This is a genomic window from Streptomyces lanatus, assembly GCF_014655715.1.
Lineage (GTDB): Bacteria > Actinomycetota > Actinomycetes > Streptomycetales > Streptomycetaceae > Streptomyces > Streptomyces lanatus.
This window is the reverse complement of the sequence record NZ_BNBM01000007.1, coordinates 190,904-216,182: the sequence shown is the minus strand read 5'-3', so window position 1 is coordinate 216,182 and position 25,279 is coordinate 190,904. Positions and strand designations below refer to the sequence as shown.

Sequence of the window (25,279 nt, the reverse complement as noted above, 5' to 3'; positions counted from 1 at the left end):
GTGGCGGATCGCGTAGACGTCCGCTTCAACGCTCGGAGAAGACATGCGCAAGCCTCGCAAGACCGCTGTCGTGGCCGTCCTCCTCAGCGCCATCGGCTTCCTCGGCACCGGCACCGCCTACGCCGACGGGGAGGGGCACGGACACGGGCAAAAGCAAGGACACAAGCAGGAGCAGAAGCAAGGACACAAACAAGGACACAAGCAAGGACACGGACACAAGCACCAAAGCAAGGAGAGCGAGACGAAAGAGAGCCAGACGCTCCTCATCAGCCAGAGCACGACATGCTCGACGACCGAAGCGAACATCGACGTACAGGGCCAGTCCGGGTTCCAGAACGGCCGGGAGGCCAACTCGCCCAACGGCGAGGGCTCGCCTGGCTCGCAGACCACCATCCTCGGCTCGACACAGGGCTGTAACAACACCGTCGTCCTCGGCAAGTAGCTCACAAGGGTCCCGGCTCGGCATTCTTCCGAACAGTGACGAATCCGCCCTGCGCCCAGGTCGCGATGCGGTGGCCGCCTCACAGGCTGCGCGGAACGGATTCAGCACACATGAGGCCGGGATTCCCCGGGAACACACGAGAATCGTGGAGAAGTGCTTCCCGGGGCAGACCCCCTACGACCGACATCTCCGCAGGTCACAGCCCCGCCCAGAGAAACCCCCTGAAGCGGGTGCCGCAGGTTCGAATCCTGCCGGGGGCACCATGCATTACGTCGCCGACCTGGGGTTCCTCCCCAGGTCGGCGTTCCACTCGGCCTCGGACTCCTCATCCGGGGCCGTTTGCGTGCACCGGGCCACGCTGCCCCTGGCCATGCGCACCTCTGGCATGTGGCGGAGACCTTCGAAACATTCGAAGAGATGAATCTGGAAATTTGATCTCGCAATCGCGGTCGGCGACGAACATCTCGATTCACTCCATCGATTATGCCTACAAGCAGGTAAAACGCCTCTACAAAATGCCATCTGGCCGAACGAATGTTTCGGGATCAATACCGAAACTATTGACAGTTGGCAGGGCCATACCAAAACTGTTCGCCGTTGGCAGATCTCAACCACGAGGACGAGGAGGAAGCACGCTCATGAACGACGGACCCGCACACCCGACGCGCCGCAGCGTCTGCAGCCTGCTGCTGGCCACCGGAGCCACGTTGGCCCTGCCCGGCACCGCCGAGGCGGCCACGGTCATCACCACGAACCAGACCGGAACCAACAACGGGTACTACTACTCGTTCTGGACGGACAGCCAGGGCACGGTCTCCATGACTCTGAACTCCGGCGGCAACTACAGCACCTCGTGGCGGAACACCGGGAACTTCGTCGCCGGCAAGGGCTGGAGCAACGGCTCACGCCGGACCGTGACCTACTCCGGCAGCTTCAACCCGTCCGGCAACGGCTACCTGACTCTCTACGGGTGGACGTCGAACCCGCTCGTCGAGTACTACATCGTCGACAGCTGGGGCACCTACCGGCCCACGGGAACGTACAAGGGCGCCGTCACCAGCGACGGCGGCACGTACGACATCTACCAGACCACGCGCTACAACGCCCCGTCGGTCGAAGGCATCCGCACGTTCAACCAGTACTGGAGCGTCCGGCAGTCGAAGCGGACCGGTGGCGCCATCACCACCGGCAACCACTTCGATGCCTGGGCCCGCGCCGGAATGCGCCTGGGGAGCTTCAACTACTACATGATCCTCGCCACCGAGGGATACCAGAGCAGCGGGAGCTCCAACATCACCGTGAGCTAGGCCAGTTCGGAGGGGGGCTGCGGAGCAGCGGTCGCGCGGCGACCGTGACGACGAACGTGCCGTCCGCCCGTGGGGACGCTCTGCACCTGGCTCCCTGCCCCCTCTCCATCCGGAACATCGGTGCCGGCTGTCCCAGTCCCCGGCACCTACCTCCGAATCCCCCAGGCTGGAGGACCGCTCCTCATGAAAGCCACACCACGTCTCTCGCTACTCGTCGTCGCCGCGCTCGCTGCCGCCGGCACCCTCACCGTCGACACCGCCGCCCCGGCACAGGCCGCCACCTGCAACGGATACGTCGGGCTCACCTTCGACGACGGCCCGTCCGGCAACACCCCGGCCCTGCTCAACGCGCTCACCCAGAACGGGCTGCGGGCCACGATGTTCAACCAGGGCCAGTACGCCGCCGCCTACCCGGCCCAAGTCAAGGCGCAGGTCAGTGCCGGCATGTGGGTAGGCAACCACAGTTACACCCACCCGCATCTGGCCCAGCAGAGTCAGGCGACGATCGACTCGGAGATCTCCCGGACCCAGCAGGCCATCGCGGCCGCGGGCGGCGGTACGCCGAAGCTGTTCCGGCCGCCGTACGGCGAGACCAGCTCGACGGTGAAGGCCGTCGCGACCAAGTACGGCCTGACCGAGATCATCTGGAACGTCGACTCGCAGGACTGGAACGGCGCGAGCACCGACGCGATCGTGGCAGCGGCCGGCCGGCTCACCAGCGGCCAGGTCATCCTCATGCACGACTGGGCCGCCAACTCCCGCACAGCCATTCCCCGCATCGCGCAGGGGCTGGCAAGCCGTAGCCTGTGCGCCGGCATGATCTCCCCGCAAACCGGCCGCGCCGTGGCTCCGACGGCAGCAGCGGCGGCGGGTGCCGCACGATGAACGTACAGTCCCCGCCGAAGGTCATCTGACCGCCAAGCCGAACGGCAACGGCAAGTGGACCTGGCCAACCGTCTCCTGCAGCACAGGCTGACCCCGAACCCCCAGAGAATCCGCCCAGTCAGCTCCTGCGGCGGGCGGAGGCCAACGGCACGGGAGCGACGCCCTCAACAACGGTGTTGCTGATGGTGCCGATGCCCTCGACCGTCATGGTGACGGTGTCGCCGGGCACAAGGGGCGGAGGTTCCAGGACGCCGCCCCGGCCCCAGAGTTCGGCCAGGCAGCCGCCGTTGCCGCAGGTTCCGGAGCCCAGGACGTCGCCGGGGCGGATCCAGGTGCCGCGGGAGGCGTAGGCGGCCATCTCCTCGAACGTCCAGGCCATGTTGGCCAGTCGGTCCTGTCCGATCGTCTCGCCGTTGACGGCGACGGTGAGGGCGAGGTCGAGGAAGCCGTCGGCGTCGCGGTGGGGTTCGAGTTCGTCGGCGGTGACGAGCCAGGGGCCGAGGGTGGTGGAGGTGTCCTTGCCCTTGGCCGGGCCGAGTTTGACTCTCATCTCGCGGCCCTGGAGGTCGCGGGCGGACCAGTCGTTGAGGATCGTGTAGCCGAGGATGTGGTCGCGGGCCTGCTCGGGGGGCAGGTCCCGGCCCACCTTGCCGATGACGGCCGCGACTTCCAGCTCGAAGTCGAAGCGCCCGCAGCCCGGCGGTACCGGCACATCGTCGTGGGCGCCGATCACCGCGTAGGGGTTGGTGAAGTAGAACGCCGGTGCGGCGTACCACTCCTCGGGGACGGTGTCGCCGTATCCCCGCGCGACTCCCTCGACGTGGCTCTCGAAGGTCATGTAGTCGCGAACGGTGGGCGGCTGGATCGGCGGCAGCAGGCGCGCGTCGGCCAGGGGCACGGGCAGGGAGGCGGTCAGAGCGCGTTCTCCCGCCCCGCGCAGGGCCTCCTCGCCCTCCACGATCAGGTCCAGCAGGTCGACGGGGTGTTCGAAGGGGTGGAGTTGGTCGTCGGCGACGACTCCCGACTGCCGTTTTCCGTCGTGGACGAAGCTCGCGAACTTCACGCCGTGCTCCCCTCCGCCTCGGCCGGCGCGGTGCCGCCGCGCCGGAAGCCGACGAACACGGCGGCGATCACGGCGGCGGTCACGCAGGCGGCGGCGGTGAGGATCAGTCCGTTGTTGTAGCCGCCGGCCAGGGCGTCCGTGGTGTAGGGAGCGAGCTTGGCGCTGAGCGGGCCCAGGTCGGCGCTGTGCAGGGCTATCGGGCCGCCCTCGTGCAGGATGGTGGAGGCGATGCCGTGCTCCTTCGGGGTCAGTCCGGCGTCCGCGAGGCTCCCGGTCAGTTGGTCGGCGGCCATGCCGAGGGCGACGGCGCCGACAACGGCCGGGCCGAGGGTCTGGCCGAGGTCGCGGACCAGGCTGGTGGTGGCGGCTGCCATGCCGGTCAGGTTCTGCGGTACGACGTTGACGGCGGCGGCGGTGATCGCGGCGACGACCAGGCCGAAGCCGATGCCGTTGAGGATCAACGGGCCCAGCATGGGCGGCAGAGCGGTGTCCTGGATCGGCAGCGCTCGCAGCCACAGCTGGCCCGCGGCCATCGCCAGGAAGCCGGTGACGAGCATGGGGCCGGGGCCGATGCGGTGCAGCAGGCGGACCAGCAGGGGCCAGATGAACGGCGTGCAGACCTGGATGATCATGACTGGTATCGCGGCCTGGAAGGGGCGCTGGTGCTGAATGACACCGAGGCGGATGCTCAGGTCGTACGCGCCGCCGAGGAAGCCCAGCATGCCGATCACCGCCATGGCGGCGGATGCGGCGAACGCCGGGATACGGAAGAGGCTCAGCCGCAGCATCGGGGCCGCGCTGCGGTTCTCCACCACGGTGAACACGCCGATGAAGATGGCGAAGGCAGCGAACGACGCGACGACGGGCGCCGAGCTCCAGCCGTCCGATGGGCCCTGAATGATGCCGTACAGCAGGGAGAGCAGGGCCACGGCGATGGTGATCTGCCCCGGCCAGTCCAGCGAGCGGCCCTCCGGAGCGCTGGACTCGGTGGCGAGCAGCCAGGCCGCCACGGCGGTGATCACGGCGAGCACGCCGGTGACACCGAACGCCCACTGGAAGGGCGCGTGTTCGACGATGCCGCCGGACATGAGTGGGGCGATGAAGGCGCCGAGCGACAGGGCTGTGGTCCATGAGGCCAGGCCCCTGGCACGTGCGGCCGGTGTGGTCGTGATCGCGGTGATCATCGTCAGGGAGGCGGGGAAGAGCGCGGCGGCTCCGATGCCGGAGATCGCCTGGCCGGTGATCAGCTGAGCCGGGGTGTCGGAGGTAGCGGACACCAGATAACCGACAGCGGCCAGCAGTGCCGCGCCGACGACGAGTCTCTTGCGGCCGTGGCGGTCGCCGAGGACGCCGAAGGTCAGGGCGAGGACGGCGGCGGGCACCAGGAAGGCATCGCTGATCCAGGTCAGTTCCGCGCCGGACGTCTGAAGGGTGCGCTGCATCTCGCCGTTGATCGCGGCGGGCAGCACCAGGCCGATCTGGGCGAGGCAAACGGCCAGACAGCCGGCGATGATCGTGCCGGTGTGCCGGGCCGGGGAGGCCGGAGCGGCGTCGGACGAGGTGGCGGGTGGGTCGTAGGCAGGGGTGGAGACCATGTCTCCTCCTTGGGGAGGGGTTGGCGGGTCGTACGGCCCGAGGGGACGGAGGGGAGAGCCGTTGGTGCGGGGAGCGGCGTCAGAGACTTCAGAGGCTGGGGCAGAGCTCGGCCATGCAGCCGAACAGGCCGGGACCGTCGAGCGGGGGCAGTGAGGAGTCGAGCTCCCGGTAGACGGTGTGCACGTTGACGGCGAGGCGTTCGCTCTCGTCCAGCTCGGCGAAGCGGCCGAGGCGGATGTCGCGTGCCGCTTCCATGGCGGGCATACCGGCCGTGAAGCGGGCGGTGGCCTGCTCGTGGACGTATTCCAGGTAGTCACGGATCTCGCGGACGGCCTGCTTGGTGGTGACGGGGCCGTGGCCGGGTACGACGATGTCGGCGTCGAGGCCCAGCAGCAGGTCGCAGGCGGAGAGCCAGCGGGCGAAGGGACCGTGCCAGACGACCGGCGCCGCTCCGGCGAAGACGATGTCGCCGGTGTAGACGGTCCGGGCCTGCGGCACGTGGACGATCGTGTCGCCGGCGCTGTGCGCGGGCCCCACGTCGATGAGGCGGACCTCCATTCCGCCGATGTCGAGGACGGTCTCGCCGTCGAAGACCCGGTTCGGGAGGACGGGTTCGATGCCGGTGTGGTCGAAGCGGCCGAAGATCCGGCGGGCGAAGTGTCCGGCCGGGCTGTCCATGCCGGTCAGCGCCCGCATCTCGGCGGGGCCCACCTGCCGCATGTCCGCCACGGATCCCCGTGCCGCGATGATCTCGGCGTGGGACACGAGCTGGTTGCCGAACCAGTGGTCGCCGTTGCCGTGGGTGTTGACCACGGTGGAGATCGGTGCCGGGGCGGTCAGTGGCGCCAGCGCGTCGAGCATGGTCTTGGTCAGCCGCAGGTCGTAGAGGGTGTCGACGAGCAGCGACGCGCCCCGGCCGGCGATCAGCCCGGCGTTGCTCATGCCCCATCCGGCATCGCCCGCGATCCAGGCGTAACAGCCGTGTCCGAGCTCGACACGGCCCGTTCGGGATGTCACGGAAGCCACGTTGCCTCCTTGTCGGCGTCCCGCGATCTGCATAGCGAGATTCGAATCCATTGATGGACTGGAGTCCAACAATGGAGAGGAATCTAGATAAGCGCCGGGGAGGGGTCAAGAGGCGTGCGGCCCTGTGTTGTACTGGGGGCCATGAAGATCCGGGACGCGGCAGCCGCCTCCGAGACCGGCGCGACCGTCGGACGCCAGGAGCGCAAGCGCCGGAAGCTGCACGACCAGCTGTACGAGACGGCGGTCGGCCTCTTCGTCGCCCAGGGGTACGAGGCGACCACCATGGAGCAGATCGCCGAGGCCGCCGATGTCGCCCGGGCCACCGTCTTCAACCACTTCGCACAGAAGGTCGGCTTCCTCGAGGAATGGGGAGTCCGCCGCCGTGCCCGCGTCGCTGAGATCCTCGGCGCGGAGCACGCCGAGGACCTGCCGGTCGGCGACCGGCTGCGCCGCTACCTGAAGGAGATGGCCGACCTCAACGTCGCCTCCCGGGCCGAGACCACCGTCCTGATGGACGCCTCAGCGCGGTACGGGCAACTTCTGCAGGACCCGTCCCTGGACATCGAACTCGCCAGGATCGTCGAGCAGGGGCGGCAACGCGGGGAGATCAGGGCGGGCGTCGACTGCGACCAGGCCGGCCAACTGCTGGCCGCCTGCTACTTCTCGACGATCCTGCGCTGGATCCGCGAGGAACCGGCCCCCTTCGACCTGCACGAGCGCCTCGCCGGGGCGCTCGACATCATCCTGCTGGGCCTTCTTGCCGACGAGTCACATGCCCGGGACCCGTGACGGTTCCCCTGACCGCCGCCTTGAGGCAGGACCCGGTGCCCCATATCAGCGGTTGACCAACAGCCGATGCCCCGTCGGACGGTGGCGGGCAGAACGGATCCAGCACACGTGAGGCCGGGAAACCGCGCGAACACGTGAGAACCATGGAGGGGTGTTATCCCAGTCCAGGCACCCTGCAGCCGACAATTCTGCAGGTCACAGCCTCGCCCAAGGAAAACTCCTAAAGCGGGTGTCGCAGGTTCGAATCCTGCCGGGGGCACAACGCGTTTCCGCTCTGACCTGGGGTTCCTCCCCCAGGGAGGGCTCCTACTCGGCCTCGGACTCCTCGTCCGGGGCCGTTTGCGTGAGCGGGCGGGAAGTTGATCTGCCGAGAATCACCCAGCAAATCAGCATCATCCGGCACGGATGCCCGGCCTGGCATCTCCGCGCTGTCGGGCTCTGGCTCCGCTTCGGGAACGGGCGCCCCACCGTGCATTCGCCGTCCTCCGGGACCGTTCCCGTTCTCCGCGTCCCTACGGCGTGAGCGTGACGGACGGCACCTCCGGCCGACCGTGCTGGTGCCGTTCTTCACCAGGCGCAGGCAGACGGTGGACTTCTCGGCCGGAGGCCGTTGCAGGACACCATCATGCTTGCGTGTCCCCATGCCCACCCGGTGGGAGGCAGGGCCCGGCTGTGACGGGGTGGTCGGGGCGGGAGCCGTCGCCGGGGAGCCAGATGTGCAGGGTGTACGGCCGGCTCGTAACGCCCTCTGGCACGTCAGCCTGGCCGCGAAGCCGTTGACGACGGTGTCGTACGTGTGGAGAGGCTTGACGCCCGGTACGGCGGAGAGCATGTCATCGCGTCTGCGTGGGCCTGGCGGCCTTCAGGCCGTCCGTGCCGCCGGTGTGGGTGGTGACGGGCGCACAGTGAGCTGGACGACGTGGGTCGCGGTGGAGTAAGTGGCCTCCCTTTACCCGGAGTCGGCCATGTGCTCGGCGTGCGCCGGAGCGAGGGCGGTCAGTGCGAGGCTTCACGGTCCGGAGCCTTTGACATTCACTTCTGACATCAACGCTGGTGATCACTGACTGTCAGGGATGTCCTGGGGAGTGGCCCACGCGTATCACACAGAGCTCTGCTGCTACTTGAGCTCGTCGGCAGTGAAGTAGTCGTCCACGACCAGAACATCGTAGTTGGTCTTGTCGACACTCGTCGGCTGCAGCAGGACGGCAGGCACGTCCTTGGCGCCGTTGTTGTAATCCCCAGTGTTGTCCACCCACGGCGTCCTGTCGTCGAGGATGTCGTCGGCCATTTCTGCGGCGGCGTCGGCGAGCCGGCGGACGTCCTTGTAGACGGTCTGCGACTGCTGACCCGCGATGATCGACTTCACCGAGGCCAGTTCGGCGTCCTGGCCCGTGATGACCGGGAGAGGCTTGCTGTCGGAGCCGTAGCCATCCGATTTCAGCGCAGACAGGACGCCCCTGGAGATGCCGTCGTACGGCGACAGGACCGCGTCGACCTTCTTACTGCCGTACCACTCGGTGAGGGTGCCGCTCATGCGCTTTTGCGCGGTGGGCCCGTCCCAGCGCGGCGTGGTGATCTGGTTGAGCGCGGTCTTGCCGGAGGGGACGACCAACTGCTTGCTGTCCAGGAACGGCTGCAGGAGCGCCATCGAACCTTCGAAGAAGTATCTGGTGTTGTTGTCGTCGGGGGAGCCTGCGAACAACTCGATGTTGAACGGGCCCTTGCCGTCATCCAGGCCGAGCTTCCTGACGATGTAGCCGGCCTGGAACCGGCCGACCATCTCGTTGTCGAAGGAGACGTAGTAGTCGACGTTCTTGGTACCGAGGATGAGCCGGTCGTAGGAGATCACCGGTATCTCCGCATCGGCGGCCTGTTGAAGCACGCCGTTCAGCGACTTGGCGTCGATGGCCGCGATGATCAGTACATCGACGCCCTGCTTGATCAGGTCCTCGATCTGTGAGACCTGGGCTTTCGGGTCGTCGTCGCCGTAGACCAGCTTGGTCTTGTGCCCCTTGCCCTTCAGGTCCTCGACGAGGCTCTTGCCTTCGATGAGCCAGCGCTCGGACGTCCGGGTCGGCATGGCAATGCCGACGGTACCGCCGTCGGAGCTGCCCTCGGAGCTGCCCTCGCTGTTCTGGCCGCATGCGGACAAGGTGAGGGCGAGGGAGGCAGCTCCGGCGAGGGCGGCGAGGGAGGCTCTTCGGTTGAACATGGTGATTGTTCCTTGTTCTTCTCGTCGTTGAGCGGGGTGACGGCGCATCAGGCGTGGATGGGGAAGCGGTGGAGCGGGCCGGGCAGTCGGCCGACAGGGCGAGAGCGAGTCGGACGCGCCGTACCCGCTCCCGGGCGGTGTCCAGGGCCAGGTCCGCAGAAGGTTGCCGTACGGGTAGACAGCCGGGTGCCCTGGACAGACCGAGCTTCAGACAGAGCGGTGCGCCGAACCGGATCAGCTCGGCGCTCTCGTGGGTACGCACGTAGCCGCCGAGATCGTCGGGTCTCTTGTGCACAGGTTTCAAGGCGAGTGAGCAACCGGCGGACTTCGCTCAATGGGCAAGGTCAGGTCGGCCGGCACGTTGCTCAAGACGGCGCTCAGGCACCTCGGTGTCCCGCAGGTCATCGATCAGGGCTTTGCTACGGCCCGGCATCCGGGGCTCGCCGACTCTCGTGATCCCTTCGGTGTGCACCTGTACGTGCGTCATGCTGCGCCGCGGCGTTCCAGCCACGTGCGTGCTGCTTCCGGGATGCACAGGACACTCGCCTTTCAGCGTTCGAAATGTCGCCACATGTTCGGAATGCTGGCGTGACAGTAAGGGCGGGTGTGCGGGGTGTCAACGGGGCGAACTGGAACGGTTACAGAAGGGTGTTGGAGATCGCTTTCGGTCTCCAACAGGGGAGCGGGGCGAGGCGCCTGGCGAGATAGTCATGGACATGCCGCTCCGGTTTCCCGTCGGGTGGTGTAGCCGATCAACGGACCGGAACTCGCAGGGCACGCTGGGTACTTCGGCCGGCTGGGGCACTCCCGGCGTCTGACCGGGCCGCTTCGTGTGCCGCGCCAACGGGGAGATCGTCGCGAGCCAGGCACAGGAGGGCGAAGCGCATGATTGCTTACACCACCTCGCGGGACTCGACCCCGAGGTGGATCCATCGGTTGTCGGGAGGCGGCTACGGCGCCAGCGATTCGTACCGTTGGGCTGGCGAAGTCCTTCGGTACCGCAGTCGCCCTTCGGCCGCTCGATCTGGAGGTGGCCGAGGGCGAAATCCTCGGTTGCCTGGGCCCCAACGGCGCCGGGAAAGCCACCACGATCCGCTGCCCGCTCAAGCTGATCCGCGCCGACGCCGGGCGGGCCGACATCTTCGGTGTCGACGCTCAGGCGGCCCGTCCGGTGCAGGCGCGTCAGTGCGTCGCCCACGTGCCCGGCGAGGCGAACCTCTGGCCGGGCTGACCGGCACAGACGCTGCACTAGCCGGGCCGGGTTCAGGGGTCCCGCGCAGACCCCCGTGCGTTCACGACCCTTGACCGGCTGCACCACTTGGCACAATGTCATGCCTTGAGTGGCTTCGTGCGTGCGCGATGCGTGAGCGGACTGCCCGGCACAGGGCGTCATGTGCGGGATCACGTACGCAGCGGCATGTCGCCCGGCTGCCGCAGCAGTCGGTTGCCTTCCGGCTTCACGTCGCCGAACAGCGGGTCGCGTTCGATCTCCGTCCGGATCGCCTGGCCCCGGTCCGCAACCGGGTGCCGGTGGTTGTTCTCGTCGGCGCCGTCGCCCAGGTGCACGACGAGCTCCCGGCCCTGCCTGGTGACAGCGAGAAGCACCGCCGCGCCGCTCACAGCAGCGGGCAGGAAGCAGGTCAGCAGCACGGTCCAGTCGTCCAGCAGCTCGTATGTCTTCGCCCAGAGGCGCTGGTCGTCGATGAGCGGTGCCGAGCAGCGGCTCAAACCGAACATCGCAGGTACGTACTCCAGCGTGAACACGCAGCGGGCATCTCCACTTGATCGTTACGCCGCGTCCCCTGCGGGATGCCGGACGGCCTTCTTCACGTCCGTCTCGACGCAGACCCGCCCCACGCAACGCGGGCGGTCGATCCCACGTCTGGCAGGGAGAACAGCCAGGAACCACCCCCTGAACGGAGTGCTCGGTGCTCATAGGACTCCTGACCGCCGTTGCGGCCTCGATTTGTTACGGCACGGGCTCCGTCCTCCAGGCCGTCGGCTCCCGCAAGTCGGCCCGCCGAGAGGCGGCCGCCGCCGGGCACACCACCGGACAGGTCACCGCGCATGGCGGCCCCAGTCTCTCCTCCACCGCCCAGGCCGCGATGACCTGGGAGTTCGTCGTCGGCACGGTCCTGGACTTCATCGGCTTCGGGCTCGGCGCGCTCGCCGCCCGTCTGCTGCCGCTGTTCCTCTCCCAGACGGTCATCAGCGCCAACCTCATCATCACGGCCGTCCTGAGCGTCAAGCTGCTCGGCATCCGGCTGACCCGGGCGGAGTGGACCTCGATCGCAGTCGTCTGCTCGGCGCTGGTGCTGCTCGCGAGCGCGGCGGGCCCCGAGGGCAGCGGGCACACGCCGATCACCACCCACTGGTGGCTCCTCGCGATCTCACTGCTGCTGATGGCGGGCGGCACGGTCCTGGTCCGGCTGCTCGGCGCCCGGGCCGCGATCCTGGCCGGTCTGCTCTCCGGTCTCGGCTTCGGCGCGCTCGGCGTGGGCGTGCGAGTGCTGAACGGGATCGATCCGTTCGACCTGGGCACGCTGCTCACCGACCCGGCCCTGTACGCCATTCTGGTCGCCGGAATCGGCGGCATGTACCTGCACACCGTCGCGCTGCAGATCGGCTCGGTGAACGGGGCGACGGCGGCACTGGTGGTCGGCGAGACCGTGCTGCCCGGCATGATCGGCGTCTGGTGGCTGGGGGACGCCTCACGCCCCGGCTTCGCCTGGCTGGCGGTGACCGGCTTCGTCCTGGCGGTCTCGGGCGCGGTCGCGGTCGCCTGGTTCGGCACGGCGGAGAACCCCGGGAAGAACGTCCCGGCCCCGACCGACACCCCCACCCAGAACCCGGCGCTTGCCCAAACCCGAGCCTAGGAGCGTCGGGGACCGGCGAGGTGGCGGCCGCTCCCGGTCCAGTCCCCGCATTTCCAAACCGTATGTACGGTTCTCCCGCATACGGCTTTCCAGCATCGTTCACCGGCTGGATGCCTGTCGCCCTGTGCACGGCGTTGTCACGTGGTTGGGTGTGTGATCGTCTGAGAGGACGCCAAGCCCCTTCCCTCTCGGTTCGTGATCACTCGTTCGTGGTACTGATCGTCGCGCGGGCCAGCTCCGGCTGGTCACCCTCGGGATCGGCGGCAACGACAGCGGCTTCGCCTCGCTGATCAGACGGAGCGTCATGATGGGAGTGGCGTATCAGGCCCTGGGCATCAGCAAGTACATCCCCGAGGACCGCCCCTGCGAGCGGCAGTACGTCAGCTACAGCGGCACCGACGAGGTGCAGCACAAGATCAAGCAGACCCGGCGAAAAGCTCTCCGCCGTGCTGGAGGAGGTTGAGCGCCGCGCGCCCGAGGCAGAGAGCTACGTCGTCGGCCACCCCGTGATCCTGCCCTCCGGCATCGACGAGTGCGGCCGCGAACTGCCCATCGCGCCCGGCGACATGACGTACTTTCGCGAGCAGGAGGACAGCTCAACGCGATTCTGAAGCAGCGCGCCGAAGCCGCTGGAGCCCACTACGTCGACACCTGCACGCCCTTCGAGGGTCACGATGCCTGCGCGGACGCGGGCACCCGCTGGATCGAACCCCTCTTCACCGACAGCGACGCGGCCGCCGTCCACCCAGGCGAGCGCGGCGAACGCGCCATGGCCGACGCCGTCCTGCACACGCTCACGGCATCGGGGTAGGCCGAAGGCCGAGAACGCGGCGCGGCGCGGCTCCCGTCGCGGATGCCGTGAGGCAAGGATGACGGGTCATGACGATCGTGTTCCGGGTCCCTGCCGGCGGTGCGGAGCGGGTGGGGTTCGCCTACTCGCCGACGATGGAAGCCGTACTGAGTCTCCATGTGCTGGTGGAGCCCAAGCACCACCCCGTCCAGCACGGCTGGGTGCGTGCGATGCGCAAGCTGTCCCCGGCGCTGAAGCGGGAGATCGAGGCATTCTCGTACGCGGTGCGCTCGTACTTCCCCGAGTTCCTCTTTCCGCAGCCGACCGGCGGACTGGCGGACTTCGCAGAAGAAATGGCCGGCTTGCGCGGGGCGGATCCGGAGCTGGTCCGCCTGGAGTTCGCCGTCCCCCTGCTCACACCCTGGCCGGGCGGTGGCGAGGGCAGGGATCCGCACGTGCTGGACGGACCGGAGGTACGCGGCCAGTTGCGGGAGCGAGTCGCACGGGAAAGCGACGAAGCGATGGCCGCGATGCTCCTCGACGACCCCCGCGCGCTGCTCGAACGGTTCCTGAGCATGCTGGAGCGCTACTGGCGGGAGGCATTCCAGGAGGAATGGGCACGGCTCGAACCCGAACTCGCCGCCGGCGTCAGCGAGGCCGGACACCAGATCGAGCAGCGCGGCCTGTACGGGATGCTCCGCGGCCTGTGGCCGGAGGTGCGCAGCGATCCGCAGGCCGAACGCTTCTGGCTGGAGCGACCGCACGACCACGAGGTCGCCATCGGCCCGGACGACACACTCGTCCTCGCCCCCAGCGCCTACGTGTGGCCGCACGTACGCGTCAACTGCGACGGTCCGTGGCCCCTCGGGCTCGTCTTCCCCGTCTCCTCGATCGTCCGGGAAGCCCGCCCGCGGATTCCGCCGACCAGGCTCGTCGGCACACTCCGCGCGCTCGCCGACGACACCCGGCTGCGCGCCCTGCGACTGCTCGCCGAACGCCCGCGCAGCACCCAGGAGTTGGCCCCGCTCGTCGGCGTCAGCGAGGCCGCCCTGTCCAAGCACCTGCGGGTGCTGGCGGACGCGGGCCTGCTGGAGCGCCGCCGCGAGGGCTACTACGTCCTGTACCGGCTCGCGCCCGGACAGGTGGCGGGCCTGACCCCCAGCCTGGAAAGCTTCCTGCACGGCGACGGCGAGGCGACTGATGTGACTGATTAGCCATCTGCCTAATAAGTGGATCAGGCCCCCGACGGAACCCGACAGTGGCCGCATGTCACTGCTGAAGGACCGCAACTTCCTGCTTCTCTTCGCCGGTCAGGGCATCTCACGCTTCGGCGACGGCCTGTACACCGCCGCGACCGCCTGGCTGGCCTGGTCACTGACGAAGGACCCCACGGCCGTCGCCCTGGTCAGCGTCTCCGCGTTCGCGCCCGCGTTCGTGGCCACCTTCGTCGTCGCCTCGTACGCCGACCGCCGCGACCGCCGGAAGCTGATGATCGCCACCGACCTGGCCCGGGTCGCCGTGGTGGCCGTGGCTTCGGTCCTGCTCGCCCTCGACCTGCTGAACCTGCCCCTGCTCGTGGCGACCACGGCGCTGCTGGCGCTGATCGGCGCCCCGTTCGCCCCGGCCCGCAACGCCATCGTCCCGCAGATCGTGCCGGACGAGCGCCTCCAGCAGGCCAACGGGCTGCTGCAAGTCGCCTTCCGGGCCGCCTTCTTCGTCGGCCCGCTCATGCTCGCGCCGCTGCTGGCCTTCGGCTCGCTGCAGTCGGTGCTGGTGGTGAACGGGCTGACCTTCCTGGGCTCGGCGGTCGCCGTGGCAGCCATCCGCGTGACCCGCCCCGCCCCGGCCGGCGGTCAGACCGGGCTGTGGTCCGATCTCAGCGCCGGGCTCAGGGCAGTGCGGGCCGCTCCCGATGTACTCGTGGTCATCGTGACCTTCGTGCTCGCCCTCGCCCTGACCAACGGTTTCCTGACCGTCGGGCTGGTCGCGGTCGTGGGGCAGGGTGGCCAATACGGCCTGCTGCTCGGCGTCGCCGGGGTCGCCGAAGTGGTGGGCGCCCTGCTCCTGGCCGGCCTGCGCATCCGCAGACTCGCACTGGCCGCGGTGCTGGCGTGGGCCCTGCTCGGGATCTTCCGGGCTCCGCTGGGAACGGTCACCTCCCCTGCTGTGGCGGCGGTTCTCCTGACCGCCACGGGGCTGGCGTCGGCCCTCACGGACATTCCCTTGATCGCACTGGTGCAGCAGCGCATACCGAGCCATCATCTGGCGAAGGCGCTCGGCCTGTGGGAGGCCGGGGTGGCGGGAGCCCTGGCGATCTCCCCCTTTGTGGCCTCGACCGCCATCACCCTCGCCGGAGTCGAAAACGCCTTCCTGCTCTCGGGAGCCGCCGTTGTCGTCCTGGCCGTGACCGCCACGCTCACCCTCGCATGCGTCGGCCCACGGCAGCCCGGTCAGGAACCCTTCGTCACGGCCGACGGCACGGCAAGCGTCGCGGCGCCGGGAGAGACAGCGGTGATCACGGCCAAACCGGAGTGATCGCGCGGATCATCGCGATGCGCAGGTCGGCTGAGGACACGGTCGCCGCAGGCTGACAACGAGCACGTTGGGGCCATCAGGCAGCTCAGAGCTTCAGTCGGATACCCGGTTCGGCCGTCGCTCCTCGCCGTTCAAAGCGTTGCTGATCTCCCGCAGGCGCCCCTCCGGCAGAGCGAAGGCGTTGTCCGGGTTTCGGTAGGAGTGCCCGCCGTCGTTGATCCAGACGGCGTCTGCCGGCCTCCAGTGGGCAGGCTCCCACTGACCCTGGTTCTCCAGGAGCATCCCCGCTACTTCGGCGGGCTCTTCAATCGAGGTGAGCGCGGCGAGCGCGGCAGTGAGGGGAGCAGCCGCGTCGTCGGGGATTCGCGCATCACCGAGGGTTGGGAAGAGCAGCAGCAGGCGAGCGTCGGCAGCGCCAACTCCCGTTGGCCCCTGCTGCCGAGCAACGGACAGCAGTTCCTGCCAGGCCGTGCCGGGCCCCATGAAGTGGCCGTCGTCCACTGCGAGGATTTCCGCCGCGGGCCACGCCGGGTGATGTATCAGGTAATCCACCCCTTGCTCCCCGTCGAAGTTGCGGTAGACGACATAGATGGTGTGGCCCGAACGCAGAGGCACGCTGAACACCGGCCACTCATGGTCGGCGGACAGTGCACGGTACAGCTCCATGGCCGCATCCCAGTCCGCACCGAACGCAGCCCGCTGAGCGTCTTCGCCACGCAAACAGGTACCCAGGTGCACCGGCCAGAACAAGGGGTCCTCCAGATAGGCGCTCCCCTCGATCAAAGGACCGCCTTCATATCCCGGGATCTGCAGCACCCGAGGATCATGACACGAGGCACGGACACCCCTGCCTCCACACCTTCAAAAGGGCGCACCACAAGCGCACCAGAACGAGCGGGGAACAGCGGGGAAGCACGGTGAAAGCAACCGAGCCCGACGAGGCGCATCACTACCGTTCGCCCAGATCAGCCCCCGAACCAGCCCCAAATACCCGCAGCTTCCCAAGCTGATGGCTCGGTGCCTGCCTTGACTCGATCTATGGGCGCTGATCGACTTGGCCCATGGCCGTGGACCCCAGCGAGTACGACAAGGCGATGCCGATCGTGGCAGCTCACCTCGCGAAGATCGAGCGGGCGGTCAGCCGGACCCGCGCCTCACATGCAGGGCAGCCGTACGCAGCGGTCCATCAGGCACTCGCCGAAGCACTGCGAGACGAGGGCGCTCAACGCGTCGTGCCCCAGGTCGTGGAGGAGTTGGCGCGACAGATCTCTGGGGCGGTTGCCGGGCCCTCTGGAGCTGCGGGGTGAGTTCGAATCCCGCCGGTGGCACGTCAGGGATGGCCGTCGGAGCAGGGTAAAGCGCCGCCAGGCAATCAGCCGTACAAGACCCCAAACGACGCCAGCAACACCGCCCCCGCCCCAGACAGCCCCAGAATCCTGTACCGGCTCCACGCCCCCAGAGCCAGCAACGATGCCCACGCCCCGCCCGTGATGATCGCGGCCCACCAGCCGGCGGTCGCCTCCGCGGCCGTGAGAGGGAATGGGGCCAGCAGGATCGTCGGGGGGATGACTGCGAGGCGTGGTCTGATGCCCAGTTGTTTGTAGATGACGATCAGAGTGATCAGTGCTGTCGTGAATATGAGGGGGATGGCGGTCAGGTCCCACCAGGTGAAGCAGAGGCCGTCTGTTGTCTCGCAGGCCTGGGTGTTCTGGTGCCCGACCCAGGAGAGGAAGCGGTCGGCGCCGAGGGTCAGTACCGCGCCGGTGGCAGCTGCTCCGGATATGCGGGGCGCCATGGGCGGCCGGGGTTCTGCGTAGGGCGTGGTCATGCATACAGAGTTCCTTGAACGGGGGTTGGGGGCCTGAGTAGGAATACTCAGGCCCCCCCAGCTACTACAGCCGCTAGTCGCGGATACCGGCCAGCTGCACCGTCCTGGCGCGCAGTGCCTTGATCACCGGCAGCACCGTTCCGATCAGGGCGAGCAGTGTGGATATGGCCGTGGTGGCGGTGATAGTCGCGATCACTGTGTGGGGCACCCTGCTGGGCGGCGTGCCGAACAGGTCGTGCAGTGCGGCCCACAGGGCGGTGAGGTTGAGTGCGGTCGCGATCGCTGCCAGGGTCACCCCGATCGCCGTCACCAGGAGCGATTCGGCGATGAAGAAGCGTATGACCTGGGTCGGGGTGGCTCCGGTCATGCGGAGGACCGCCACGTCGCGGCGTCGGTCGGTGGTCGACATCAGCAGGGTGTTCAGGATGGCGATGAAGCAGAACGTCACGACGATCACGGTGATGGAGCGCTGTCGCACCTCGGTCAGGTGGCGGGTGTGCGCGCTCTCCGAGGCGGCCAACTGGCCCTTGGTGATGAAGCGTGCTCCGGTTCCGGCGACCGCCTTGCGGATGGCCGTGGTCGCGGTGGCGGGGTCGGTGCCGGAGTCGAGTGAGATGTAGGCGCGTCTTGCGAGTCCGTCGCGGGCGTACGCGGCGGTCCCGGCGAAACGCTGGGGCAGATACGCGGCGTCCTCGCCGCGCACGGCGTGGTAAGTGGCCGCGATGCGCAGGCTGGTCTCTGTGCCGTCGGCCATCAGGGCCTTGAGCTTCGAGCCGGCGTGCTTGCCCCATACATCGGGCACGACCGTGCTGTTGTCGTCCATGGCGTCCAACGAACCCTCGACCACCTTCAGGTTCATCATCCGCTTCAGGGCGGCGTCGCCGTCCACGACGAGCCCGTCGTTCACCTCCAGCCGGCCTTCGTCCTGAATGTAGATCGTGGTGAGGATGGGGGCCGCGACCTGTACACCCTCGATACGGGAGACCTTCTCGACGACCTGCGGGCTGATGCCCGGCGTGCCGTCGGGGGCGAGTGCGTAGTCCGAACTCACCTGGTTCCGCAGTCCGTTGTCGCGTGCCGTGCCGAGTGCGGCGGTGGCGGACAGGAGGGAGAAGGTCAGGCCGACCGTGAGCAGGATGGGGGCTGCCGTGGCGGCGGTGCGTCGCCGGGAGGTCCGTACGCTCTCCCGTACGAGCATGGCGATGGGGCCCGAGACGTGGCGCAGCGGCCGCATCAGCAGCCGGGTGAACGGTCCGACAGCCAGCGGTGCGAGTACGGCGGCGGTCAGGACCGGAACCAGCAGCGCGAGGGCGTAGGCGCTGGGCGAGAGGACCAGGGCCGGGTTGCCGAGTGCGATCCAGGCGGTCAGCCCGGCGGCGCCGACCAGGCCCGTGACGCCGAGCAGGAGTCGGCCGGGGGTCATGCCGGAGTCGTCGACCGCCGCCTCGCGCAGCGCCTCGACGGGGCGGATACGGCCGGCTCGGCGTGCGGCGACGGTCACCCCGCAGAGGGCCACCAGGACGCCGGTGAGGAAGGCGGCGGCCAGCGGCGCCAGGACTGTCCAGTGCAGTGAGGGTTCGATGCGGAACCAAGGTGGGGAGATGTCCAGCCCGATCAGCATGTCGGCGAGCAACTGCGCGCCGAGCAGGCCGAGTACCGTCCCCACCGCCGACGCGGAACCGCTGACCAGCAGTGCCTCGTTCCGTATCATCCGGCGCACCTGTCGCGGGGTGGCGCCCACGGTGCGGAGCAGGGCGATCTCGCGGCGGCGCTGGATCACCGCGAAGGCGAAGGTGGAGGCCACCACGAACACCGCCGTCGTGCCCGCCACACTGGCCATCACCGGCACGAGGGTGATGGTGTTGTCCAGCGCCTCTCGGTCGCGGGCCTCGCTGGCGTCGGCCTTGTGACGGTTGTGCCCGGTGAGCACCTCGGCGTCCTTGCCGGCTGCCGTGCGGACTGCCTTGCGGACCTCTTCGATCGGGCCGAGTGCCACCAGAGCGTTGATCCGTGGGGCGAGGCGCGCGGCTTCGGGGTCGGTGAAGAAGACCGCGTTCTCCCAGCCGACCGGGGAGACGGTGCCGCTCACCGTGTACGTTCCGACGCCCGCGGCGGTCAGCACCGTCACCTTGTCGCCGGTCCGCGCCTGATCCGAGGGGACGACGATCTCTCTGTCGGAGGCGGGCGCACGGCCGTCCCGCAACGCGTACCCGCCGAACCCCGCCACCGGCCAGGGATGCCCGACCTGGTCCTTGGGGCCGCCTTCGAGCTGGGCGTGGAAGGCCCGGTCCACCACGGTGCCGCCGGTGCCGGAGACCTTGCGCAGCAGGTCCTGCGATACGCCCTTGGCCTGCGGCAATGAGCGTACGCCCAAGTCGTGGTGGGCGGGATTCCAGTTCGGGTCGTAGGGCATCACCACGGCCGGGGCGTCTGCGAATCGCTCCGCGGGCCGGTCCGGCAGATCGCGTACGGCCGTCAGCAGCAGGCCCATGGCCGCGACCTGGGCGACCCCGAGTACCAGCGCCACCACGGTGCCGAGGAACGACACCCAGCGGCCCCGCAGCGTCTGGAAAGCCACCGCTAGCACTTCGGCACCGCCGACTCGGTCATCCGCGCGGCGACCGCTTCGGAGGTGGGCGAGATCAGTTCGCCGGCCAGGCTGCCGTCGGCGAGGAACAGCACCCGGTCCGCTACGGCGGCGACGCTCGGATCGTGGGTGACCATCACCACCGTCGTACATCCGTCGTCCGTCGGTCTGTCGACCAATTTCCGTAGTACGTCGAGCAGTTCGCGTCCTGTGGTGAGGTCGAGGGCGCCGGTGGGTTCGTCGGCGAAGAGCACGGCCGGGCGGGTCACCAGCGCACGGGCGATGGCCACGCGCTGCTGCTGGCCGCCGGAGAGCTGACCGGGACGGCTCCCCGCCTTCCCCTCCAGCCCGACCTGGGCGAGTGCCTGCCGCACCGTCCACCGATCGGGCCTGCGCCCGGCCAGCCGCACCGGCAGGGCCACGTTCTGCTCGGCGGTCAGTGAGGGCAGCAGATTGAACGCCTGGAAGACGAAGCCGGTCGACTCCCGCCGGAATTCGGTGAGTCGGGTCTCACTGAGCGCCGCGATGTCCGTGCCGTCGATCAATACCCGTCCCGACGACGGCCGGTCCAGGGCGGCGGCACACTGCAGCAGCGTCGACTTTCCCGAGCCGGACGGCCCCATGACGGCGGTGAAGCTCCCCTTCGGGAAGGAGACCCGGATGTCGCGAAGCGCGGTCACCGCGTGGTCGCCCGATCCGTAGGTCTTGGTCAGCGACTCGAGCCGTACTGCATCGTCCATGGAATCCTCGATCGTCCTCGATCATCCTCGATCACTGCAGGTCCGAACACCTTGTGTACGATGTCCACATTGACGCGCCGCGAGGGCGCCATGATGTGGAGGCGGGCGCTTCGCAGGTTACACAGCTATGTGGACGCCGTCCACAAAAGGAGTGGTGATGACTTCCAGGGCCGGCGCGAGGAAGCGCGACACCTACCGGCACGGCGATCTGCGGAACGCGCTGATCCAGGCCGGGCTCGAACTGGTCCGTGACGGCGGGCCGAACGCGGTGGTCCTGCGCGAGGTCACCCGGCGGGTGGGCGTCGTCCCCAACGCCGCCTACCGCCACTTCGCCGACCGCAACGCCCTGCTGCGCGCCATCCGCCAGGCCGCGCTGGCCCAACTGGCCGCCGCCATGGAGACGGAGCTGGCCGCCCTGCCACCGGCCGACGACCCGGTCGAGTCCGCCCGCGACCGCATCCGCGCCCTCGCCGCTGGCTATCTGCGGTTCGCCCAGGCCGAACCGGGGCTGTTCCGCGCCGCGTTCTCCACCAGCGACATGACCGACACCGCCACCGGTACCACCACCGCCGAGAACGAATCCGCATACGGCCCCGGCGGCCTGAGCGCGTTCCAGCTTCTGGGCGCGGCCCTCGACGACCTCGTCGAGAGCGGCGCCCTGCCCGCCGAACGCCGCCCCGGTGCCGAGTACTTCGTCTGGTCCGCCGTGCACGGCCTGGCCGTACTCCTCATCGACGGTCCCCTGCGCGGCCTGCTTCCGGTACAGGTCGACGAGGCCGGACAACGCCTCATGGACTCGATCGAGCGCGGCATCTGATCCGGCCCCGCCCGCAGGACGGACACCGAATCCAGGTCTCGACGCTCCAACAGGCTGCATAGGATCACCGGTGTGACCAACGGCAGGCTGGGCGACCTGATCGCCACGGGTTTGACGGACCGCCTCGACGCGCGCGACAGGAAGCTGCTGGAGCGGCGAGCCTGCCTCAAGGCCAGTGACGATGAACCCTTCCCCCTGGATCCTCGCGGCTGGTGGTACGCGGTGCCCGGTGAGACGTACGAAGGTCTCTTCGGCGCGCTCGGCCTGCATGATCGGTTCCCCGTTTCGCTGGACGAGGGCTCCGAGGTCGAGGAGCTGCCGTGGCGTCGCGGGGCTCTGCCCACCTTCATCACGCCCGAACTGGACGGTTGGCGGCTGATCTTCGGCAATCTGGTCGATCTGGTCGGTATCGACTGGGACGACTGGATGGGCGCGGTGGAACGGCTGAGCGCCTCCTGCGGGGTCGCGCAGATGTTCTACGAGGATTCGGCGGGGGGCTCGGACATCTGGGTGGTCGCCGAGAAGGGCCGGATCCGTCGGCGTTACGCGGCGGAGAGCGATCCCGAGTGGACCGGCGAACCGCTTCCCTGGGAAGAACTCCGCATCAACGACAAGCACTTCGATCCGCGGTTCGACCATGCCGAGCCGAATGAAGGCACGGCGGGGGCCGCCGATGCGTGTGGTCGGTTGTCGGTCGATCCCGGCAAGATCGGCGCCTCCACCCGCATGAGCGGCTGCGGCTGGCTCGCCCTCAGCGCGCCCGGCGTCGGGCACGAGGGTCTCGACACTCTGGTGCGGCTCTAGGTACGGCGCGTGCCCGTACGCATGCTCCGCAGCAAGCCGGAAATCTGTCGAACCCGACCCGGCCGCCGCTCTACTCTTCCCGCATGGCCCATGGAAAGACCTCGTACGTTTGCCTGCCCTGCCGGGCCTCTTACAAGCAGCCCTACCCCGGCCACCACGACCACGACCGGGTCTGTCCACGCTGCGCCGCACCACTGATCCACGTCGGCTCCGCCTTCGCGGCGCCCAAGAGGCGGGACATCGCCGCCTGGCGCACCCTCTCCGTGCTGCTGCACGCCGGTGTGCGCTTCCACAAGAGCTGCTGCGGCGGCCCCGGCTACCGCCCACGCACCCTCAGCGAGGTGCGCGCGCGGATGGCCTACGCGCGGGCGACGGGAGAACCGTTCGCTCAGGCGTTGGTCCGCCGCGAGCTGCCGTAGCGGTTGCCGAAGTACGCCGGCGGCTCGCATGCCGGATCTGCTCACGAGGTGATTCCTCCGCAAGCCGCGGCGGGCCCGGATGGTGACCGTCGGCCAAGGCGGGAACGGTGTCTACCCGTTCGACCGCAACATGTGCGACGCGGTGACCGCGTTCCTGACCACCGGGCAGGGCCCCCGACGAACCTCGACAGCGCACCCGAGCCCAGCCAGGCACCGCATCAGACCCGTCCCGCGTTCAGCGAGTGATCCACCGGGGTAGCGAAGCCACGATGACCGGTTGTGACGACGCAACCGGCCCCGCCCGCCACTCTCCCCCTCCCCCCTCCGGTCAGGACGTGAAGCCATGCATCGCAGAACCACCTTGACCGCTCTCGCCCTCGCGCTCGTCACCGCCGTCGGCGGAACGGCCGCCTACGCCACGCAGGTCGACACCGTGTCCAGCCAGTCCGCCCCGGCCGGGCGGCAGCATTCCGGCACCCTCCTCGACAAGGTGCCCGAGCGCGGAGTGCTGCGGGTGTGTACCACCGGCGACTACCGGCCGTTCAGTCATCTGGACCCGGCCACCAAGTCGTACACCGGCATCGACATCGACATGGCGAAGAACCTGGCGGCCGGACTGGGGGTGAAGCCCCGGTTGGTGGCGACCACTTGGAGCGGGTTCATGGAGGACCTGACCGCGGGGAGGTGTGACATCGGCATGGGAGGTGTCTCCGTGACGCTGCCCCGGGCGCGGAAGGCGTACTTCAGTACGCCCTACCTCGTCGACGGCAAGGCCGCGATCGCCCGCTGTGAGGACAAGGGCAGGTACCAGTCCCTGGAGGGGATCGACCAGCCGGGGGTCCGGGTGATCGTCAATCCCGGTGGTACCAACGAGGCGTTCGCCAAGGCCAACATCCAGCGGGCCACCCTCATCACCCACCCCGACAACACCACGATCTTCGACGAGATCGTCGCGGGCCGCGCCGACGTGATGATGACGGACGGCAGCGAGACCGAGTACCAGGCCAAGCTGCACCCGGAGCTGTGCGCGATCAACCCCGACAAGCCCTTCACCTTCGGGGAGAAGGCGTATCTCCTGCCGCGTGGGGATGAGGAGTTCAAGGAGTACGTCGACCAGTGGGTCCATCTGGCCACCCACGACGGTACCTACGACGACTACGCCGCGGACTGGCTCGGCTGACCCGGCGTGTACGTCGGTCAGGCCAGGCCGAACCGCTCGGCGTGCACCTGGCGCGCGGGGACCTTCAGGTCCCGTAGGCCGGAGAGCGCGGCCGCGGTCATGGCGGGCGGGCCGCAGACGTACACGTCGCGTTCGGTGACGTCGGGGACCAGCCGGTGCAGGCTCTCCGGGCCGAACGGCGAGCTGCCGAACTCGGCGGTCCTGCCCGCGAGCAGGTGCAGCCGTCCGCCCCGCAGCGCGACCAGGTGGCGCACCTCGTCCAGCAGCACCGCGTCGGCCTCGCTGCGCACCCGGTACAGCACGACGACGTCACCGGCGGCGGCCTCCTCCAGCATGGCCCGCACGGGTGTGATCCCCACGCCGCCGGCGATCAGCAGGGTGCCGGGCCGGGACCGGTGCAGGGAGGTGAACGCCCCGTACGGTCCCTCGACGTAGGCGCGGCTGCCGACCGGGACGTTCCGCAGGCCGGCGCTGGCGCTGCCCACCGCCTTCGCGGTCAGGCGGAGACCCTGGGTGCCCGGCGCCGCCGAGAGGGAGAAGGGGTTGGCCAGCCACCAGTGGTGGTGTCCGGGGAACCGCCAGATGCAGAACTGGCCCGCGCGGGCGGGGAGTTTGTCGAGGTGGCGGCCGGTGACGTACACGGAGACCACGTCATCCGACTCCGGCACCACGGCCGTGACGGTGAAGCGGTGGTAGGCGTTGCGCCACAGCGGCATGACGATCCGGCCGGTCAGCAGGGCGCCGAAGGCGAACAGCCACAGGATCCACCAGTACGCGGTGGCGAACGCGGAGGACGTGAACGTAGTCGTCTCCTGCAACTGGTGGACGAACACCAGGCCCAGGGCGACGTACAGCAGCAGATGCAGCCCGTGCCAGACCTCGTACCGGAGCCTGCGCCGCACAGCGCGGGTGGAGATCGCGCCGATCACGACGATCACGGCCGCGGCGAGCATGCCCAGCAGGGAGGCCGGCACCCCGCTCAGCGCGACGAACGTCTTCCCCATGGAGGTGTCGTCGAGCGTCGCGTAGCCGAGCACCACCAGGGTGGCGTGGGTGAGGACGGTCCACAGCAGGGTGAAGCCGACCCAGCGGTGCCACACCGTCAGCCGGTCCATGCCGATACGGCGGTCCAGCCACGGCAGCCGGGCCACCAGCAGCAGTTGGAACAGCAGGAGCAGGGCCGCGTGCAGACCGAAGAACTTGGCGACCGTGAGCACGCCGTTCTTGCCCGAACCTGCGCTGATGAACAACGCCTCGACGATCACCACGTTCGCGATGACGAAGGTCCACATCGCCGAGCGTGCCGCGTCCACCGGAAGCATCGTGCCGCCGCCGCGCACCACCGTGTTGCTCACCATCTCCACCCCCAGGAAGATCGAGTGA

Annotated in this window: 25 protein-coding genes; 15 read left to right on the top strand and 10 right to left on the bottom strand. The window is 68.8% G+C overall.

Annotated elements, in window-relative coordinates; all coding sequences use genetic code 11:
• Positions 1-43: 43 nt before the first annotated feature.
• The 3 genes from IE325_RS20635 to IE325_RS20625 all read left to right on the top strand — a co-directional run bounded on the left by IE325_RS20635 (position 44) and on the right by IE325_RS20625 (position 2,634).
• Entirely contained in the window at positions 44-442 is a 399-nt protein-coding gene (locus IE325_RS20635) for a hypothetical protein (protein WP_190071438.1), read from the top strand.
• A gap of 638 nt (positions 443-1,080) precedes the next feature.
• Positions 1,081-1,749, top strand: coding sequence for an endo-1,4-beta-xylanase XynA (gene xynA, locus IE325_RS20630; protein WP_190071437.1), 669 nt, complete (start codon positions 1,081-1,083; stop codon positions 1,747-1,749).
• Positions 1,750-1,932: 183 nt separating this feature from the next.
• Positions 1,933-2,634: a polysaccharide deacetylase family protein gene (locus IE325_RS20625; protein WP_190071436.1), complete on the top strand. Its 702-nt coding sequence runs from the start codon at positions 1,933-1,935 to the stop codon at positions 2,632-2,634.
• A gap of 118 nt (positions 2,635-2,752) precedes the next feature.
• Here the strand turns inward: IE325_RS20625 and IE325_RS20620 are convergent, their stop codons facing one another.
• From IE325_RS20620 to IE325_RS20610, 3 genes are all read right to left on the bottom strand, one after another.
• Entirely contained in the window at positions 2,753-3,697 is a 945-nt protein-coding gene (locus IE325_RS20620; RefSeq protein ID WP_190071435.1) for a fumarylacetoacetate hydrolase family protein, read from the bottom strand.
• Positions 3,694-5,292 (bottom strand): MFS transporter, encoded by a 1,599-nt coding sequence (locus tag IE325_RS20615; RefSeq protein ID WP_190071434.1) that lies wholly within the window; start codon positions 5,290-5,292, stop codon positions 3,694-3,696. Before IE325_RS20615 ends, IE325_RS20620 begins: the two co-directional genes overlap by 4 nt.
• Positions 5,293-5,380: 88 nt before the next feature.
• Complete coding sequence (locus tag IE325_RS20610) at positions 5,381-6,319, bottom strand: MBL fold metallo-hydrolase (protein WP_190071433.1); 939 nt, start codon at positions 6,317-6,319, stop codon at positions 5,381-5,383.
• Between the two features lie 141 nt (positions 6,320-6,460).
• Here IE325_RS20610 and IE325_RS20605 point away from each other — a divergent pair, with 141 nt between their 5' ends.
• On the top strand, positions 6,461-7,108 hold the full coding sequence (locus tag IE325_RS20605) for a TetR/AcrR family transcriptional regulator (protein WP_190071432.1): 648 nt from the start codon (positions 6,461-6,463) through the stop codon (positions 7,106-7,108).
• A 1,117-nt stretch (positions 7,109-8,225) separates the two neighbouring features.
• Here the strand turns inward: IE325_RS20605 and chvE are convergent.
• Positions 8,226-9,320 (bottom strand): multiple monosaccharide ABC transporter substrate-binding protein, encoded by a 1,095-nt coding sequence (chvE, locus tag IE325_RS20600; protein WP_190071431.1) that lies wholly within the window; start codon positions 9,318-9,320, stop codon positions 8,226-8,228.
• 889 nt (positions 9,321-10,209) lie between these two features.
• Here chvE and IE325_RS46665 point away from each other — a divergent pair.
• A complete protein-coding gene (locus tag IE325_RS46665; protein WP_268256361.1) occupies positions 10,210-10,551 on the top strand; it encodes an ATP-binding cassette domain-containing protein in 342 nt (113 codons plus the stop codon).
• A 170-nt stretch (positions 10,552-10,721) separates the two neighbouring features.
• Here the strand turns inward: IE325_RS46665 and IE325_RS20590 are convergent, their stop codons facing one another.
• Entirely contained in the window at positions 10,722-11,057 is a 336-nt protein-coding gene (locus IE325_RS20590) for a hypothetical protein (RefSeq protein WP_190071430.1), read from the bottom strand.
• A gap of 191 nt (positions 11,058-11,248) precedes the next feature.
• On the opposite strand from IE325_RS20590, the gene IE325_RS20585 reads away from it, so the two are divergent.
• The 5 genes from IE325_RS20585 (at position 11,249) to IE325_RS20560 (ending at position 15,521) form a co-directional block, all read left to right on the top strand.
• Positions 11,249-12,196, top strand: coding sequence for a DMT family transporter (locus IE325_RS20585; protein ID WP_190071429.1), 948 nt, complete (start codon positions 11,249-11,251; stop codon positions 12,194-12,196).
• A gap of 304 nt (positions 12,197-12,500) precedes the next feature.
• On the top strand, positions 12,501-12,659 hold the full coding sequence (locus tag IE325_RS20580) for a hypothetical protein (RefSeq protein WP_190071428.1): 159 nt from the start codon (positions 12,501-12,503) through the stop codon (positions 12,657-12,659).
• A complete protein-coding gene (locus IE325_RS20575) occupies positions 12,643-12,807 on the top strand; it encodes a hypothetical protein (protein WP_190071427.1) in 165 nt (54 codons plus the stop codon). The genes IE325_RS20580 and IE325_RS20575 overlap by 17 nt, the downstream gene beginning before the upstream one ends.
• Before the next feature lie 268 nt (positions 12,808-13,075).
• Entirely contained in the window at positions 13,076-14,200 is a 1,125-nt protein-coding gene (locus tag IE325_RS20565; RefSeq protein WP_190071426.1) for an ArsR/SmtB family transcription factor, read from the top strand.
• A gap of 52 nt (positions 14,201-14,252) precedes the next feature.
• On the top strand, positions 14,253-15,521 hold the full coding sequence (locus tag IE325_RS20560) for an MFS transporter (RefSeq protein ID WP_190071425.1): 1,269 nt from the start codon (positions 14,253-14,255) through the stop codon (positions 15,519-15,521).
• 93 nt (positions 15,522-15,614) lie between these two features.
• On the opposite strand, the gene IE325_RS20555 is transcribed toward IE325_RS20560, so the two are convergent.
• Positions 15,615-16,337 (bottom strand): hypothetical protein, encoded by a 723-nt coding sequence (locus IE325_RS20555; protein WP_190071424.1) that lies wholly within the window; start codon positions 16,335-16,337, stop codon positions 15,615-15,617.
• A gap of 245 nt (positions 16,338-16,582) precedes the next feature.
• On the opposite strand from IE325_RS20555, the gene IE325_RS20550 reads away from it, so the two are divergent.
• Complete coding sequence (locus tag IE325_RS20550; RefSeq protein WP_190071423.1) at positions 16,583-16,828, top strand: hypothetical protein; 246 nt, start codon at positions 16,583-16,585, stop codon at positions 16,826-16,828.
• Positions 16,829-16,893: 65 nt separating this feature from the next.
• Here the strand turns inward: IE325_RS20550 and IE325_RS20545 are convergent, their stop codons facing one another.
• The 3 genes from IE325_RS20545 to IE325_RS20535 all read right to left on the bottom strand — a co-directional run bounded on the left by IE325_RS20545 (position 16,894) and on the right by IE325_RS20535 (position 20,676).
• Entirely contained in the window at positions 16,894-17,349 is a 456-nt protein-coding gene (locus IE325_RS20545) for a hypothetical protein (protein WP_190071422.1), read from the bottom strand.
• A gap of 73 nt (positions 17,350-17,422) precedes the next feature.
• Entirely contained in the window at positions 17,423-19,927 is a 2,505-nt protein-coding gene (locus IE325_RS20540) for an ABC transporter permease (RefSeq protein WP_229911903.1), read from the bottom strand.
• 2 nt (positions 19,928-19,929) lie between these two features.
• Positions 19,930-20,676, bottom strand: a complete 747-nt coding sequence (locus tag IE325_RS20535; protein WP_190071420.1) for an ABC transporter ATP-binding protein — start codon at positions 20,674-20,676, stop codon at positions 19,930-19,932.
• A gap of 157 nt (positions 20,677-20,833) precedes the next feature.
• Here IE325_RS20535 and IE325_RS20530 point away from each other — a divergent pair, with 157 nt between their 5' ends.
• The 4 genes from IE325_RS20530 (at position 20,834) to IE325_RS20515 (ending at position 23,896) form a co-directional block, all read left to right on the top strand.
• Complete coding sequence (locus IE325_RS20530; RefSeq protein WP_190071419.1) at positions 20,834-21,493, top strand: TetR/AcrR family transcriptional regulator; 660 nt, start codon at positions 20,834-20,836, stop codon at positions 21,491-21,493.
• Positions 21,494-21,565: 72 nt separating this feature from the next.
• The gene (locus IE325_RS20525) at positions 21,566-22,297 is read left to right on the top strand and encodes a hypothetical protein (protein WP_190071418.1); all 732 of its coding nucleotides are present in this window, start codon (positions 21,566-21,568) and stop codon (positions 22,295-22,297) included.
• Positions 22,298-22,380: 83 nt separating this feature from the next.
• Complete coding sequence (locus tag IE325_RS20520) at positions 22,381-22,716, top strand: deoxyxylulose-5-phosphate synthase (RefSeq protein WP_190071417.1); 336 nt, start codon at positions 22,381-22,383, stop codon at positions 22,714-22,716.
• A gap of 343 nt (positions 22,717-23,059) precedes the next feature.
• Positions 23,060-23,896 (top strand): transporter substrate-binding domain-containing protein, encoded by an 837-nt coding sequence (locus tag IE325_RS20515; RefSeq protein WP_190071416.1) that lies wholly within the window; start codon positions 23,060-23,062, stop codon positions 23,894-23,896.
• 17 nt (positions 23,897-23,913) lie between these two features.
• On the opposite strand, the gene IE325_RS20510 is transcribed toward IE325_RS20515, so the two are convergent.
• Positions 23,914-25,254, bottom strand: a complete 1,341-nt coding sequence (locus IE325_RS20510) for a ferredoxin reductase family protein (RefSeq protein WP_190071415.1) — start codon at positions 25,252-25,254, stop codon at positions 23,914-23,916.
• Positions 25,255-25,279: the final 25 nt, after the last annotated feature.

Bases quoted from the DNA above. Each gene is read 5' to 3' on its own strand.
- IE325_RS20530 (WP_190071419.1), top strand. From the start codon at position 20,834: ATGACTTCCAGGGCCGGCGCGAGGAAGCGCGACACCTACCGGCACGGC.
- IE325_RS20515 (WP_190071416.1), top strand. From the start codon at position 23,060: ATGCATCGCAGAACCACCTTGACCGCTCTCGCCCTCGCGCTCGTCACC.
- IE325_RS20545 (WP_190071422.1), bottom strand. From the start codon at position 17,349: ATGACCACGCCCTACGCAGAACCCCGGCCGCCCATGGCGCCCCGCATA.
- IE325_RS20580 (WP_190071428.1), top strand. From the start codon at position 12,501: ATGATGGGAGTGGCGTATCAGGCCCTGGGCATCAGCAAGTACATCCCC.
- IE325_RS20635 (WP_190071438.1), top strand. From the start codon at position 44: ATGCGCAAGCCTCGCAAGACCGCTGTCGTGGCCGTCCTCCTCAGCGCC.
- IE325_RS20520 (WP_190071417.1), top strand. From the start codon at position 22,381: ATGGCCCATGGAAAGACCTCGTACGTTTGCCTGCCCTGCCGGGCCTCT.
- xynA (WP_190071437.1), top strand. From the start codon at position 1,081: ATGAACGACGGACCCGCACACCCGACGCGCCGCAGCGTCTGCAGCCTG.
- IE325_RS20535 (WP_190071420.1), bottom strand. From the start codon at position 20,676: ATGGACGATGCAGTACGGCTCGAGTCGCTGACCAAGACCTACGGATCG.
- IE325_RS20565 (WP_190071426.1), top strand. From the start codon at position 13,076: ATGACGATCGTGTTCCGGGTCCCTGCCGGCGGTGCGGAGCGGGTGGGG.
- IE325_RS20615 (WP_190071434.1), bottom strand. From the start codon at position 5,292: ATGGTCTCCACCCCTGCCTACGACCCACCCGCCACCTCGTCCGACGCC.
- IE325_RS20550 (WP_190071423.1), top strand. From the start codon at position 16,583: ATGGCCGTGGACCCCAGCGAGTACGACAAGGCGATGCCGATCGTGGCA.
- IE325_RS20625 (WP_190071436.1), top strand. From the start codon at position 1,933: ATGAAAGCCACACCACGTCTCTCGCTACTCGTCGTCGCCGCGCTCGCT.
- IE325_RS20510 (WP_190071415.1), bottom strand. From the start codon at position 25,254: ATGGTGAGCAACACGGTGGTGCGCGGCGGCGGCACGATGCTTCCGGTG.
- IE325_RS20560 (WP_190071425.1), top strand. From the start codon at position 14,253: ATGTCACTGCTGAAGGACCGCAACTTCCTGCTTCTCTTCGCCGGTCAG.
- IE325_RS20605 (WP_190071432.1), top strand. From the start codon at position 6,461: ATGAAGATCCGGGACGCGGCAGCCGCCTCCGAGACCGGCGCGACCGTC.
- IE325_RS20590 (WP_190071430.1), bottom strand. From the start codon at position 11,057: ATGTTCGGTTTGAGCCGCTGCTCGGCACCGCTCATCGACGACCAGCGC.
- chvE (WP_190071431.1), bottom strand. From the start codon at position 9,320: ATGTTCAACCGAAGAGCCTCCCTCGCCGCCCTCGCCGGAGCTGCCTCC.